Genomic DNA, 12,443 nt, shown 5'->3' with positions numbered 1-12,443 from the left:
ACCTTTTTACGTGTAGAGTGTCTATTTCGTAAAACGACGATGTTTTCGTCATTAAAAACAGGTACAATAGGGATGGATGACATGTTACAATGCGAATGGGCATCTTTGAGAGTTATATGAATAGGCAAAAAAAGTATATAGTTATGGTTATTAGAAGGGAATGATTTTATGGCTATACAGGTAGATGTAGCAGTGCTCGGAGGCGGGCCTGGCGGTTATACAGCAGCCATTCGTGCTGCACAATTAGGAAAATCGGTTGCCATTATCGAAATGGACAAGCTTGGCGGCACATGCTTACATAAAGGATGTATTCCGAGTAAATCGCTGCTTCGAAGCGCTGAGGTATATTCAACACTGCTTGAAGCAAGCTCATTTGGCATCCAAGTAGCTGATGGGGCGATATCGCTCAACTATGGCAAAGTACAAGAACGTAAGGATCAAACCGTAGAGCAGCTCTATCGTGGACTTCAAAGCCTAATGAAAAAGAATGGCATTCAAATTATTCAAGGCAAGGGCAGAGTCATCGGTCCTTCAATCTTCTCTCCAAAAAGTGGCTCATTAGCCGTTGAGCTACCGGACGGTGAAATGGAATCGGTTGTATCCACTAATCTCATTATTGCTACAGGATCTCGTCCTCGTACATTGCCAGGTTTAACACCAGACGGCGAATATATAATGACCAGTGATGAAGCGTTAGTTATGGACAAACTACCAAAATCCGTTATTATTGTCGGCGGCGGGGTTATCGGTGTTGAATGGGCTTCACTTCTGCATGATTTTGGCGTACAAGTTATTTTGGTAGAAGCGGGCTCTCGCCTTTTGCCTGGTGAAGATACAGAGGTTTCAGCTGAGCTGACAAGAGTGCTGCGTGGACGTGGTGTACGTGTTCTGACTGGCGTTCAACTGCAGACCGATCAATACAAAGGCGAAAACGGTGAAGTGTCTATCGTTGCAGCTACGCAAGACGGTGATGTCATATTGACTGCAGAAAAGCTATTGGTATCCGTAGGACGCCAAGCGAATGTGGAAAACATGGGCCTTGAAAATACCGATGTTCGCACATCGGGCGGTGTGATCGAGGTCAATGCGTTCGGTCAAACGAGCGAGCCGCATATTTATGCCATTGGCGATGTTATTGGCGGTGTTCAGCTCGCTCATGCTGCTGCGCATGAGGGTATAATTGCAGCCGAGCATATTTGCGGTGAGAAACCCGTTGCGATTGAAGCTCATTTGATACCAAGGTGCATCTATTCCCGTCCGGAAATTGCTTCTTACGGCTTGACAGAGGATGGAGCACGCGCGAAAGGGCATGACATCAAGACGGGTAAAATTCCGTTTCAAGCGATTGGCAAGGCTATTGTTTTAGGAGAGAAAGAAGGATTCGTCAAGGTAATCGCTGATCGGAAGACCAACGATATTGTTGGTGTTCATATGATTGGTGCTCATGCAACGGATCTAATATCAGAAGCAGCACTCGCTGGAATTCTGAACGCAACACCTTGGGAAGTTGGCCAAATGATCCATCCTCATCCGACGCTTTCAGAGGCGCTGGGAGAAGCGATGCTCGCCGTAGATGATAGAGCGATATCGTTCTAATGAAGACTGTTTTCTTTTTGGTTCAATTGGAGTTATAATATATATGATCAAGTCTTAGTACCAGGTTATAATAGCGCGCAAAAGGAGGAACACCTTATGACCCAATCTGCTTCTACTGGGCAAAATGTTCGTCATTTGGAATTAGGGCTTAGCGATGAGCAAGCAATTGATATGTACGCAACGATGGTGACTGCTCGCAAATTTGATGAGCGTATGCTGCTGCTGCAGCGTGCAGGGAAAATCAATTTTCACGTATCAGGTGTAGGACAAGAGGTAGCACAGGTTGCTGCGGCGTATGCACTTAATCGAGAAACAGATTATTTTTTACCTTATTATCGGGACTATGGCTTCGTGCTCTCTGTTGGTATGACACTGCGTGATTTGTTGCTGTCGGTTTTCGCCAAAGCGGAAGATCCAAATAGCGGCGGACGCCAGATGCCTGGCCACTTTGGCTCGAAGAAGCTGCGAATCGTCACGGGCTCAAGTCCAGTAACAACGCAGGTTCCTCATGCAGTAGGCATAGCACTTGCGGCAAAAATGAAAAACAAGCCTCTTGTTAGCTTTGTTACATTTGGTGAAGGTTCGAGCAATCAAGGCGATTTCCATGAGGGCTGCAACTTTGCTGGAGTACATAAGCTGCCTGTTATTTTCATGTGCGAAAATAACCAATATGCAATCTCAGTTCCGATTCACAAGCAATTAGCAGGTACAGTTGCCGATCGTGCACTTGGTTATGGCTTCCCTGGATATCAGGTTGACGGTAACGATGCACTTGAGATGTACCGTGTTGTGAAAGAGGCGCGTGAGCGCGCAATTGCAGGCGAAGGTCCAACCTTGATTGAAGCAATGATGTACCGTATTTCACCACACTCTACTTCAGATAACGATCTCGCTTATCGTACGAAGGAAGAAGTTGATTCCAACCGTGCGAAAGATGGCATCCCAAAATATAAGCAATATCTGATTGATTGCGAGATATGGTCCGAGGAGCTTGAAACTGAGCTTCAAGCCAAAATTCGCAAGATGCTTGACGAGGCTACTGAATATGGCGATAAAGCGCCGTTCCCGACGCCGGAATCTACATTGCTGCACGTGTATGCGGATGATGCTGATCAAGGAGGTACGGAATAATGGCAGTTATTGAATATATTGATGCAATTCGCCAAGGGATGAAGGAAGAAATGGAACGAGACGAAGATGTCTTCGTTCTGGGTGAGGATGTTGGTCTCAAAGGCGGCGTCTTTACAACGACCAAAGGATTGTTGGAGCAATTTGGCGAGGATCGTGTACTTGATACTCCGCTTGCAGAGTCAGCCATTGCAGGTGTTGCAATCGGCGCAGCGATGTATGGCATGAAGCCCATTGCTGAAATGCAGTATTCAGATTTTATGTTTCCGGCTACCAATCAAATTATTAGCGAAGCGGCCAAAATCCGTTATCGCTCGAACAATGATTGGACTTGCCCGCTCGTAATTCGCGCTCCTATTGGCGGCGGTGTTTTTGGAGGACTGTACCATTCACAATGTACGGAGTCGGTATTTTTCGGTACACCTGGTCTGAAAATTGTTGCTCCATACCGTGCATACGATGCGAAAGGGCTTCTAAAAGCAGCTGTGCGTGATCCGGACCCTGTATTGTTTTTTGAGAATAAAAAATGCTACAAGCTCATTATGGATGAAGTTCCAGAAGAGGACTATATTGTTCCTATTGGCAAAGCGAATGTTCTTCGCGAAGGCGATGACATTACGGTTATCGGTTATAGTCTGCCTCTTCATTTTGTCGAGCAGGCGGCAGCAGATCTAGCGACTGAGGGCATTAGCGCTCATATTCTCGATCTACGGACGCTTCAGCCTCTGGACAAAGAAGGCATTCTTGAAGCGGTGAGAAAAACAGGCAAGGTGCTTATTATCCATGAGGACAATAAGACTGGCGGTGTAGGTGCTGAGGTTTCAGCGATCATCGCAGAAGAGCTGCTTTATGAGCTTGATGCTCCGATTATGAGACTTTGTGGACCAGACGTGCCAGCGATGCCTATCAACCCGCCGGGCGAGAAGTTTTTTATGCTCAACAAAGATAAAGTTAAAGAAGCAATGCGACAGCTAGCGCTTTATTAAAATATAAGAAGTCTAAAGTACTAAGCTTATATGTCACCGCGAAACGTATGCTGCGCCGCCGAAGGACGGCGGTAGCCGTTTACGCCTCGGCCAGTAGGGAGATGTGAATTATGAAAACTATGACGGAAATCGTCGTGCCTCAACTAGCAGAATCACTTGTATCAGCTACCATCGATAAATGGCTGAAGCAGCCTGGCGATTGGGTTGATGTTTACGAGCCTGTCTGCGAGATTATTACAGATAAAGTGAATGCAGAACTGCCTTCCACTGTAGCCGGCAAGCTTGTTCGTATCCTTGTTGGCAAGGGGGAGACCGTTCCAGTCGGCACTCCAATCTGCATAATTGAAACAGAAGGTTCTGCTGAGGATGCCGGAATCGGGGCTGCGGAATCCCAGACGGCTGCACCAAGAGAGGCAACTGCTACACAAGTAAGTGAAATAGATTTGCAAGACGCTCCAATGCGCAATCGTTTCTCACCGGCTGTACAGCAGCTGGCGGCTGAACACTCCATTCGTCTTACCGATGTTCCAGGAACCGGCTTAGGCGGACGTATCACACGTAAAGACGTTCTTGCCTATGTAGCAGCTGGTGGAGGAAATCAAGCTTCTAGCGGGAATGCTGCTGTTCCTGCAGCCCGAACTGTAGATGCTGCTGCGCAGGTTCGTTCTTCTGGTCTGCATTTGACGGAAACGCCTAGGTTTCCAAAAATCGAAGTGGAAGGAGCATCGGGAGCTGGTCGTGGTGATAGCTTCATTGATGTAACGCCAATTCGGAATACGATTGCTCGCAACATGAGACAAAGCGTAAGTGAAATACCGCATGCATGGACTATGATTGAAGTAGATGTAACGAATCTTGTTCTTCTGCGCAATAAGCTTAAGGATGATTTCATGAAGCGCGAAGGCATTAATTTGACGTATTTGGCATTCCTGCTCAAAGCTGTCGTTAATGCAATAAAAGATGTGCCAATCATGAATTCCATGTGGGCTGTTGATAAAATCATTGTGAAGCGGGATATCAACATCGCGCTGGCGGTTGGTACAGAGGATTCTGTCCTTACACCTGTTATCAAGAATGCTGATCACAAAAACGTAGCCGGTCTTGCCAAAGAAATTGAAGAGCTTGCTCGTAAAACGAGAGAAGGTAAACTGACGCTGTCTGATATGCAGGGCGGAACGTTTACTGTTAACAATACAGGTTCCTTCGGTTCCATTTTGTCATATCCGATTATTAACTATCCGCAGGCTGCCATTCTAACGTTTGAATCCATTGTGAAGCGTCCCGTTGTCATAAATGATATGATCGCTGTTCGTTCAATGGCTAACTTATGTTTGTCACTTGATCATCGGATTTTGGACGGCGTTATTTGTGGTCGTTTCTTACAGCGTGTGAAGGATAATCTAGAGAGCTTTAATCTAGAAAGCAAATTGTATTAGAAAAGGGGAGCACGATCATGGCTGAAGCGGATAACGCAAAAAGCTTGAGACGGCTGGATGCCCAATATATAGGCATGCTCGATTACGCGGAAGCGTGGGAGCTGCAAAAAACATATATAAAGCAAATTGATAAGGAGGAGCGCAATCAGTCGCTGCTCCTTCTTCAGCATCCGCCTACGTATACGATGGGTTCTGACAAACATCCTGAGCACCTTCTGCTAGATGAGGCAGAGCTTAAGGAACGAGGTATCGCTTTTTATCAAATCGACCGCGGCGGGGATATTACTTATCATGGCCCTGGCCAGCTAGTCGGCTATCCACTTCTTTATCTAGATGCAGTAGGTCTTAATTTGCATGCCTATTTGCGGAGCCTTGAGCAGGTCATTATTAATTGGCTGAGCGAGTATGGTATAGAAGCGGGCAGAAAGCCGGAATATACAGGAGTATGGGTCGGTGATCTGAAAATAGCGGCCATAGGCGTAAAATTTAATAAAGCCCGCCATCAGCGGGGCTTTATTACGAGTCATGGATTCGCTCTTAATATTAAATCTGGCATTGCCGAAGAAGGATTTAGTGGGATTATTCCTTGTGGTATCCAGCAGTTCGGCGTAACATCCTTTAATGATTTAACAGGGCTTTATTTATCGGTTGAGGAAGCGGCGAACCAATTGCTCCCTCATTTTGTGAAAGAATTCAGATGTGAATTGGATCTAGTAAAGAAATAGTGATCCAAGACCAGCTAGCAAGGATGATAAAACTAATGCCGATACGAGAACGATGGCAACAATTCGAATCAATCGCTGTCTGCGCATATGAAAAACCCCTTTCTTGATTTGGAACGTCATAGCTTGCTATGAGCTTGTCATTTACTCTATTGTATACGAAAGTTATGGACGGAGGAAACGTTAATGATTACAAAAGATCGTTTAGTGAATGAATTTATGGAATTGGTGAAGATAGATAGCGAAACAAAACACGAGCAGGAAATAAGCCGTGTGCTAAAGCAAAAGTTCGAAGCGCTTGGCTTGCAAATTAGCGAAGATGATGCAGCAGCTAAGACCGGGCATGGCGCAGGGAATCTATTTGCAATATGGGAAGCAGAGGGATCATCAGCATCAGCACCAACGATTTTTTTTACATGCCATATGGACACAGTAACACCTGGTGTTGGCATCAAGCCGCAGCTTGACGCTGATGGTTATATAAGAAGTGATGGAACAACGATTCTTGGCGCTGATGATAAAGCAGGCATTTCTGCCATTTTTGAAGCAATCCGTGTTGTTAAGGAGCAGTCCATTCCACATGGGCGTATTCAATTCGTCATTACGGTAGGAGAAGAATCAGGTCTACTTGGCGCACGCTCACTTGATGCATCGAAGCTGGAAGCTAAGTTTGGATATGCGCTTGATTCGAATGGCGCAGTTGGTGATATAGCAGTAGCAGCGCCGACACAGGCGAAAGTTACGATCAAAATGTATGGTCGTTCAGCACATGCTGGCGTTAATCCTGAGGATGGGATCAGTGCCATTCAAGTTGCTGCAAAAGCAATTGCAAGAATGCCGCTTGGACGTATAGATAAAGAAACAACGGCGAATATCGGCCGATTCGAAGGCGGCGGCGCTACAAATATTGTGTGTGATTTTGTGACGCTGTATGCTGAGGCGAGAAGCATTGTACAGCATAAGCTGGACAATCAGATTGTTGCGATGCGAAAAGCGGTTGAGAGTGCTGCAGAAGAGTTTGGTGCACGGGGAGAGCTCGAAAGTGAAATCATTTACCCTGCTTATCAATACGATGATGAAGATCCAGTAGTACAGCTCGCCAAAAAAGCAATCACAGCAATCGGCCGTACGCCGCGTACATTCCATTCTGGCGGGGGAAGCGATGCAAATATTTTTAACGGCTTAGGCATTCCTACAGTCAATCTAGCTGTTGGCTATGAGCATATTCATACGACTAAAGAACAGATCAAGGTTGATGATTTGGTGAAAACGACTGAGCTTGTCGTTGAAATTATTAAACAAGCGTCTGAAGCAAAATAGAATTAGCAGAGGTCTTAAGAAGCGATAGCTTCGATTGGCCTTGCCGTAAAATGACAGAAAGCCCTTCGATCCTGCGGCTCAGTTTTGGCTGATCGCGGAAGGAGGGTTTTTGTCTAAATGCATGCGTCCGTGACATGATTAATTCGTTTTTTCCAAAGGAACACGGCGTACGCTGATGACATTTGTATATTCGGACATTGGTGTTCTTGATAAGGATGAAGCAGAAAGCTTGCGCAGCTGATGTTTTATTTCCCAGCCTTTTCCTACTAAGCGTAAGTGATTGAGTGCAACATATTGTTTCATATTAATCTCCCCTGTCGATTTGATATAATGATAGTTATGCAGAGGCAGGACAAGTTATGCGAAAGAATCAAATTCAATTTTAAGGAGCGAATACGAGTGGAAGAGCAGCAAAGAGCTGAGTTGTGGCGTGAGGAAACGATTAAGACAGAACCTATTTTTGAAGGTAAAATGATTACGCTGCAGGTTGATACCGTCACACTTGCAGACGGCAGAACCGCAACTAGAGAAATCGTCAAACACCCGGGAGCAGCAGCAGTTATGGCGCTTTTGGATGGAAAGCTGCTTGTAGTGGAGCAATTTCGCAAGCCGCTGGAAAAATTCCAAATCGAGATTCCTGCTGGCAAGCTTGATCCAGGCGAAGACCCGATGACAGCAGCAGCTCGTGAGCTTGAAGAAGAGACGGGTTACCGCTCTGATGATTTGACTCTCCTAAGCGCTTTCTATACATCACCAGGGTTTGCAGATGAGAAGCTATATATTTATTTCACTGATAAAGTGGAGCAGGGCGTAATAAACCCGGACGACGATGAAGACTTGAAGGTTGAAGCCATCACTCTCGAGCAAGCTGAAGCCTATATCCAAGAAGGCCGTATTAGCGACGCCAAAACGATCCTAGCCGTCTACGCTTGGAAACTATACACTTTGACAGGTCGGTTCTAACCGACCCTGTCTTCCCACAACATACCCGTCATACCTCTCTCAAACCCCTCATATAATGAAAAGTAAGACAACCCCTTGGGTAATTTAGTGATTTTTTTAAATTTATAGGAATGTAGAGTTGTGTAACTGTAGAGATGTAGAGCTAAAGAGCAGTGATTCACTGGAATTTTGGGACAGTAGATCTGTAGAACTTTAGATCTTTAAATCTGTAAATTTGCACAATTGTAACTCTGTAACTCTGTAACTCTGTAACTCTGTAACACTGTGAAACTGTAGAACTCAAGAACTCAAGAACTCAAGAACTCAAGAACTCAAGAACTCAAGAACTCAAGAACCATAGAACAACAGAACTCTAGAACCGTAAGCTGTATATTTCTAATTTTGGCTTATTGTTTTTTTTTGTATTTAACAGCTCTTATATTTGTTTTTAGTGTTAATTTTTTGGTTTGCGGTGGTTCTCTTACTTTTGGAGACGTACATCTCGTATTTAGCCTTACAAGATTAATTGTGCATATCAAGGTAGCTTTTGCGTCGTGAAATGCGCTCTTAACGGACATGAAAGCCGTTATTTGAGAAGAAATCGACCAAAACAGATTACTAACGGACATGAGTTCCGTTATTTGGATGAAAAGGAGCATAATCGAAGCTTTCAAACCTAAATAAGAGATCCTATGTCCGTAAGATCGGAAAAAAGGTGGAAAATAGCTTAATAAGGTATTTTATGTCCGTTAGCATCTAGAGCGGTGGATTTTTATTGTTTTAAACTAATCTATTCATTGATCGATCTAATTTTTAGAAGCATAAATTTATATAGTTATAATCAGTGCAAATTATAAAAAAAATCCAAAAATTGAATCTTGGTTTTCAATAATCTTGGAATTCCTTTAAATTTTCTACTATATGGCTATATGTTTGTAACTAAACTAAATAACTAACTAATGAAACTGACAATCTCCAAGTGTGTCTAGTAAGGACGAAAGCGCTCCACCTTAAACCATATGTTCCATCACAGAGTACCGCCAACGTTTGTCGAGTTACTGGTGTCCTGCGGGAGCAGCTTGAGGCTCTCCCTGAAAGGGTGTGTTTGTAAGGGTTCTGACTAAAGTCTAAATAAAAAACTAAGTGACAAATCATTGCCACTAATCTTTTTAAAGGTTTAAAAGCTTTGAAGTAGCTCAAAACGAGAATTTAGTAGCATGCAATCACAAGAACAAGCTTTCGTGTCCCACAGGGACGAAAGCGCTCCGCAGTAAGCCAAGCATGTCCGCACAGAGTATCGCCAACGTTAGTCGAGTTGCGGGTGTCCAGAGTGTGCAACCCTTAGGGCCCTCCCTTGGAAGGGAAGGTTTGGGTGGGTTCGAAAAGCTTTTAACTTAAGAAGCCGATGCTAAAAAGTCATTACTGCTATTCTTTAACTTGATTTAAAAGGATTTAAAAATGTTAGAAGGCTTTAAAAGCTTTGAAATAGTTCAAAACGAGAATTGAGCAGCATGCAATGAAATCACAAGCTTCCAGCGTGTCCCGCAGGGACGAAAGCGCTCCACAGTAAGCCAAGCATATCCACACAGAGTAGTCGCCAACGTTAGTTGAGTTGCGGGTGTCCAGAGGGTGCAACCCTTGGGACCCTCCCTTGGAAGGGAGGGTTTGGGTGGGTTCGAAAAGCCTTTATGTAGTGTGTTAGAAGTCCGTAATGTAGGTAGTGTCCTTTATCAAGGTTGTAGACTAACTGTAAGATGTGTCCTATCTATAGGTGCAGTTTATCTAAAAGTAAGGCCCTAATTTTAGGGCGGGGTCAAACAACTCCGAAAGGTCCGGTGACCATGGCTAAAAATCAATTGTCGTTATACGTTTTTGTGTCGGTTCTTTTTATCGTAGGTGTCATCTTCGGCGCATTGATGGTCAATGCACTGACGCTGGAGCAGCAGCAGGATCTAGCTCAAGATGTAGATCAATATGTTCAACTGATCAATCAGGGCATCGGTTCTGGAGCTGCGGATTCGTTTTGGGATCGGTTTTTTTTCCATAGCAAGTGGCTGCTTGTACTATGGCTGCTCGGAATTACGGTGATTGGCATACCGGGAGTGCTCGCGCTTAATTTCTTGAAAGGGGCATTAGTTGGCTTTTCGGTAGGGACGCTGATCAATCAATATGCATGGAAGGGAGTACTGTTCTCGCTGGTCTCCATCGCGCCTCAGAATATTATTGCAATACCGGCAATGGTTATCATGAGTGCTGCTGCAATATCCTTCTCCATGTTCGTTATCAAAAATAGGCTCCTCCGGCAAAAGGGGGAACTTGCGCCTGAGTTGGGCTCGTTTACATCAACAGCCGTGCTGATGCTATTTCTTTTTGCAGGAGCAGCATTGTTAGAGGCGTATATTTCACCAACATTAATCAGTTGGGTTTCGCCCCTTCTCGCGTCCGTTAGCGCCACAATCTGACACCAAAATGTTTGACTTTACGGCATGTTAGCCCCTATAATGAGAGGAAACCTTTCCTGAAAAAGGCGCAGTCATGTGGTAGGGGGGAAATCATGGAAGCCCGGATTGATAAGATTAAACAACAGTTGCAGTCGCAGGGCTACAAATTAACCCCGCAGCGCGAAGCAACGGTACGAGTTTTACTTGAAAATGAAGATGACCATCTTAGCGCTGAAGATGTATTTATGCTAGTTAAGGATAAAGCTCCAGAAATCGGACTTGCAACGGTTTATCGGACATTGGAATTGCTTAGTGAAATGCATGTTGTCGAAAAATTGAATTTTGGCGACGGGGTAGCGCGGTACGATCTTCGTACGGACAGCAATAAACATCACCACCATCACCTCATATGTGTACAATGTGGAACTATGGATGAAATCAAGGAAGACTGGCTTTTGCCTTTAGAAGAGAGGCTAGAGCAGGAATACGGATTTTTTGTGCTCGATCATCGCCTTGATTTTCAAGGCATATGTCATCGATGCAAAGAGAAAAACGACCTTGCAAACCCAAATGAGAATCAATCATAAACGGCTTGGCTGCCCAGCATAACTGGACGGCAAGCCGTTTTGGCATTCTATTATGCTTAAAAAATATGATCAAGCTGCATTAATCCAGCACCTTGTGCAAGCGAACTATAATTGTTCAGCTTCAGCGCTTTTTTTTGCAGCCTTGTTTTTACCGCGTAGGGACTAATTCCAGGTTTTCCTGCAAGCAGCAAGGCTGCTCCGCCTGCAACATGAGGTGAAGCCATACTAGTGCCGGAGAGCTTCTCGTATTTGCCGCCAAGCCATGTGGATAATATGTTTTCGCCGGGGGCTGAAACGGAGATCCCGCTGCCTCTGCTGCTGAAAGTAGCTATTTTATTTGTTATTGTCGTAGCCGCTACCGCTATTGTCTCTTTAAAAGAAGCTGGTTCGTCGATTACTCCGCTTGAACGACCTTCATTGCCGGCTGATGCAACAATTAGGATACCTTGCTTTGCTGCACGTTTTATCGCGTTATGCAGCGTATCGCTGCTTCCTGAGCCGAGCACGCCAAAGCTCATATTTATGACATTCATGCGATTTTTGACACACCAATTGATTCCCTCAATAATATCCGAAACAAATCCTTCTCCGTCCTCATTCAGCGCTTTAACTGCATATAAATTCACCTCAGGAGCGGTACCCAATGATTTGCCTGCTCTACCCGCTGCTGCGACGATGCCTGCGACATGGGTGCCATGACCATTATCGTCAGCGTAAGAACCGCCGTTGATTGTGTTAATCCCGCCAGCGATATTCAAGTCGGGATGATTGGCGATTCCTGTGTCGAGGATAGCGACATTAATGGATTTTCCCCGTGTTCTAGCCCATGCTTCAGGTGCTTTTACTCGAATAACATTCCATGGCAAAATTGCGGGTATTGTAGCTGGCGTGAGCAGGGGCATTGCATAGCTGTGTTTCCTAGTATTATTATTCTGAAGGCCATGAGCGCGGATTTTGAAATCTTTTTCGACAAGCTTAACTTGCGGAAGATTCAAGAGTGACTGTAAAGACGAGTTTTTATGAAAATGACAACCGATGATTCGGCTTCTTGAGACGGTTTTGAACGGGGTAATTCCGAGTTGTTTGAGGTGCCGAAGACAGCGTTTATAGGATTTAGCTGATTGGAGTGTTATTAGTTTCCGATTGGTGTTTTGAGACGATTTACAAGAAATACAGCTTTTAAATATACCTTTTAATTTTGACAATGGACCTAGAACCCCCTAATCAAGCAATTCCTTTTTCAGTCTATGGGATAGGATGTATTTCGGTATGGGTACTTGTCACT

Annotated in this window: 12 protein-coding genes; 9 read left to right on the top strand and 3 right to left on the bottom strand. The window is 44.7% G+C overall.

Going from position 1 to position 12,443, the window contains the following annotated elements; genetic code table 11:
* Positions 1–168 precede the first annotated feature (168 nt).
* The 5 genes from lpdA (at position 169) to lipB (ending at position 5,871) form a co-directional block, all read left to right on the top strand.
* Entirely contained in the window at positions 169–1,596 is a 1,428-nt protein-coding gene (gene lpdA / locus ACIFSR_RS14290; protein ID WP_430057922.1) for a dihydrolipoyl dehydrogenase, read from the top strand.
* Between the two features lie 96 nt (positions 1,597–1,692).
* Positions 1,693–2,727 (top strand): thiamine pyrophosphate-dependent dehydrogenase E1 component subunit alpha, encoded by a 1,035-nt coding sequence (locus tag ACIFSR_RS14285; RefSeq protein ID WP_430057921.1) that lies wholly within the window; start codon positions 1,693–1,695, stop codon positions 2,725–2,727.
* Complete coding sequence (locus ACIFSR_RS14280) at positions 2,727–3,710, top strand: alpha-ketoacid dehydrogenase subunit beta (protein WP_076267031.1); 984 nt, start codon at positions 2,727–2,729, stop codon at positions 3,708–3,710. Before ACIFSR_RS14285 ends, ACIFSR_RS14280 begins: the two co-directional genes overlap by 1 nt.
* A gap of 110 nt (positions 3,711–3,820) precedes the next feature.
* Positions 3,821–5,146: a dihydrolipoamide acetyltransferase family protein gene (locus tag ACIFSR_RS14275; RefSeq protein ID WP_339203339.1), complete on the top strand. Its 1,326-nt coding sequence runs from the start codon at positions 3,821–3,823 to the stop codon at positions 5,144–5,146.
* Positions 5,147–5,163: 17 nt separating this feature from the next.
* Positions 5,164–5,871, top strand: a complete 708-nt coding sequence (gene lipB, locus ACIFSR_RS14270; protein WP_430057919.1) for a lipoyl(octanoyl) transferase LipB — start codon at positions 5,164–5,166, stop codon at positions 5,869–5,871.
* Here the strand turns inward: lipB and prli42 are convergent.
* Entirely contained in the window at positions 5,857–5,958 is a 102-nt protein-coding gene (gene prli42 / locus ACIFSR_RS14265; protein ID WP_161807522.1) for a stressosome-associated protein Prli42, read from the bottom strand. The two genes, lipB and prli42, sit on opposite strands and share 15 nt — an antisense overlap.
* A 96-nt stretch (positions 5,959–6,054) precedes the next feature.
* Between prli42 and ACIFSR_RS14260 the strand changes: the two genes are divergently transcribed.
* The gene (locus tag ACIFSR_RS14260) at positions 6,055–7,188 is read left to right on the top strand and encodes a M20/M25/M40 family metallo-hydrolase (protein WP_430057918.1); all 1,134 of its coding nucleotides are present in this window, start codon (positions 6,055–6,057) and stop codon (positions 7,186–7,188) included.
* 138 nt (positions 7,189–7,326) lie between these two features.
* On the opposite strand, the gene mciZ is transcribed toward ACIFSR_RS14260, so the two are convergent.
* Positions 7,327–7,491, bottom strand: coding sequence for a Z-ring formation inhibitor MciZ (mciZ, locus tag ACIFSR_RS14255; RefSeq protein WP_339203333.1), 165 nt, complete (start codon positions 7,489–7,491; stop codon positions 7,327–7,329).
* Between the two features lie 90 nt (positions 7,492–7,581).
* Here mciZ and ACIFSR_RS14250 point away from each other — a divergent pair, with 90 nt between their 5' ends.
* From ACIFSR_RS14250 to ACIFSR_RS14240, 3 genes are all read left to right on the top strand, one after another.
* The gene (locus ACIFSR_RS14250; RefSeq protein ID WP_430058061.1) at positions 7,582–8,151 is read left to right on the top strand and encodes an NUDIX hydrolase; all 570 of its coding nucleotides are present in this window, start codon (positions 7,582–7,584) and stop codon (positions 8,149–8,151) included.
* 1,820 nt (positions 8,152–9,971) lie between these two features.
* Entirely contained in the window at positions 9,972–10,592 is a 621-nt protein-coding gene (gene spoIIM / locus ACIFSR_RS14245) for a stage II sporulation protein M (RefSeq protein WP_339203331.1), read from the top strand.
* 92 nt (positions 10,593–10,684) lie between these two features.
* A complete protein-coding gene (locus tag ACIFSR_RS14240) occupies positions 10,685–11,158 on the top strand; it encodes a Fur family transcriptional regulator (protein ID WP_339203330.1) in 474 nt (157 codons plus the stop codon).
* A 56-nt stretch (positions 11,159–11,214) separates the two neighbouring features.
* Here the strand turns inward: ACIFSR_RS14240 and ACIFSR_RS14235 are convergent, their stop codons facing one another.
* On the bottom strand, positions 11,215–12,060 hold the full coding sequence (locus ACIFSR_RS14235) for a S8 family peptidase (protein ID WP_430057917.1): 846 nt from the start codon (positions 12,058–12,060) through the stop codon (positions 11,215–11,217).
* Between the last annotated feature and the right edge of the window lie 383 nt (positions 12,061–12,443).

Origin of the sequence: Paenibacillus sp. NRS-1760, from assembly GCF_050467785.1 — a bacterium.
In the GTDB taxonomy this organism is placed as follows: domain Bacteria; phylum Bacillota; class Bacilli; order Paenibacillales; family Paenibacillaceae; genus Pristimantibacillus.
Note: the sequence above shows the minus strand (reverse complement) of the source record. Positions and strands in the feature narration are given on the sequence as shown.

Bases quoted from the DNA above. Each gene is read 5' to 3' on its own strand.
- lipB (WP_430057919.1), top strand. From the start codon at position 5,164: ATGGCTGAAGCGGATAACGCAAAAAGCTTGAGACGGCTGGATGCCCAA.
- ACIFSR_RS14285 (WP_430057921.1), top strand. From the start codon at position 1,693: ATGACCCAATCTGCTTCTACTGGGCAAAATGTTCGTCATTTGGAATTA.
- prli42 (WP_161807522.1), bottom strand. From the start codon at position 5,958: ATGCGCAGACAGCGATTGATTCGAATTGTTGCCATCGTTCTCGTATCG.
- spoIIM (WP_339203331.1), top strand. From the start codon at position 9,972: ATGGCTAAAAATCAATTGTCGTTATACGTTTTTGTGTCGGTTCTTTTT.
- ACIFSR_RS14275 (WP_339203339.1), top strand. From the start codon at position 3,821: ATGAAAACTATGACGGAAATCGTCGTGCCTCAACTAGCAGAATCACTT.
- ACIFSR_RS14280 (WP_076267031.1), top strand. From the start codon at position 2,727: ATGGCAGTTATTGAATATATTGATGCAATTCGCCAAGGGATGAAGGAA.
- ACIFSR_RS14235 (WP_430057917.1), bottom strand. From the start codon at position 12,060: ATGCCCCTGCTCACGCCAGCTACAATACCCGCAATTTTGCCATGGAAT.
- ACIFSR_RS14260 (WP_430057918.1), top strand. From the start codon at position 6,055: ATGATTACAAAAGATCGTTTAGTGAATGAATTTATGGAATTGGTGAAG.
- ACIFSR_RS14240 (WP_339203330.1), top strand. From the start codon at position 10,685: ATGGAAGCCCGGATTGATAAGATTAAACAACAGTTGCAGTCGCAGGGC.
- mciZ (WP_339203333.1), bottom strand. From the start codon at position 7,491: ATGAAACAATATGTTGCACTCAATCACTTACGCTTAGTAGGAAAAGGC.
- lpdA (WP_430057922.1), top strand. From the start codon at position 169: ATGGCTATACAGGTAGATGTAGCAGTGCTCGGAGGCGGGCCTGGCGGT.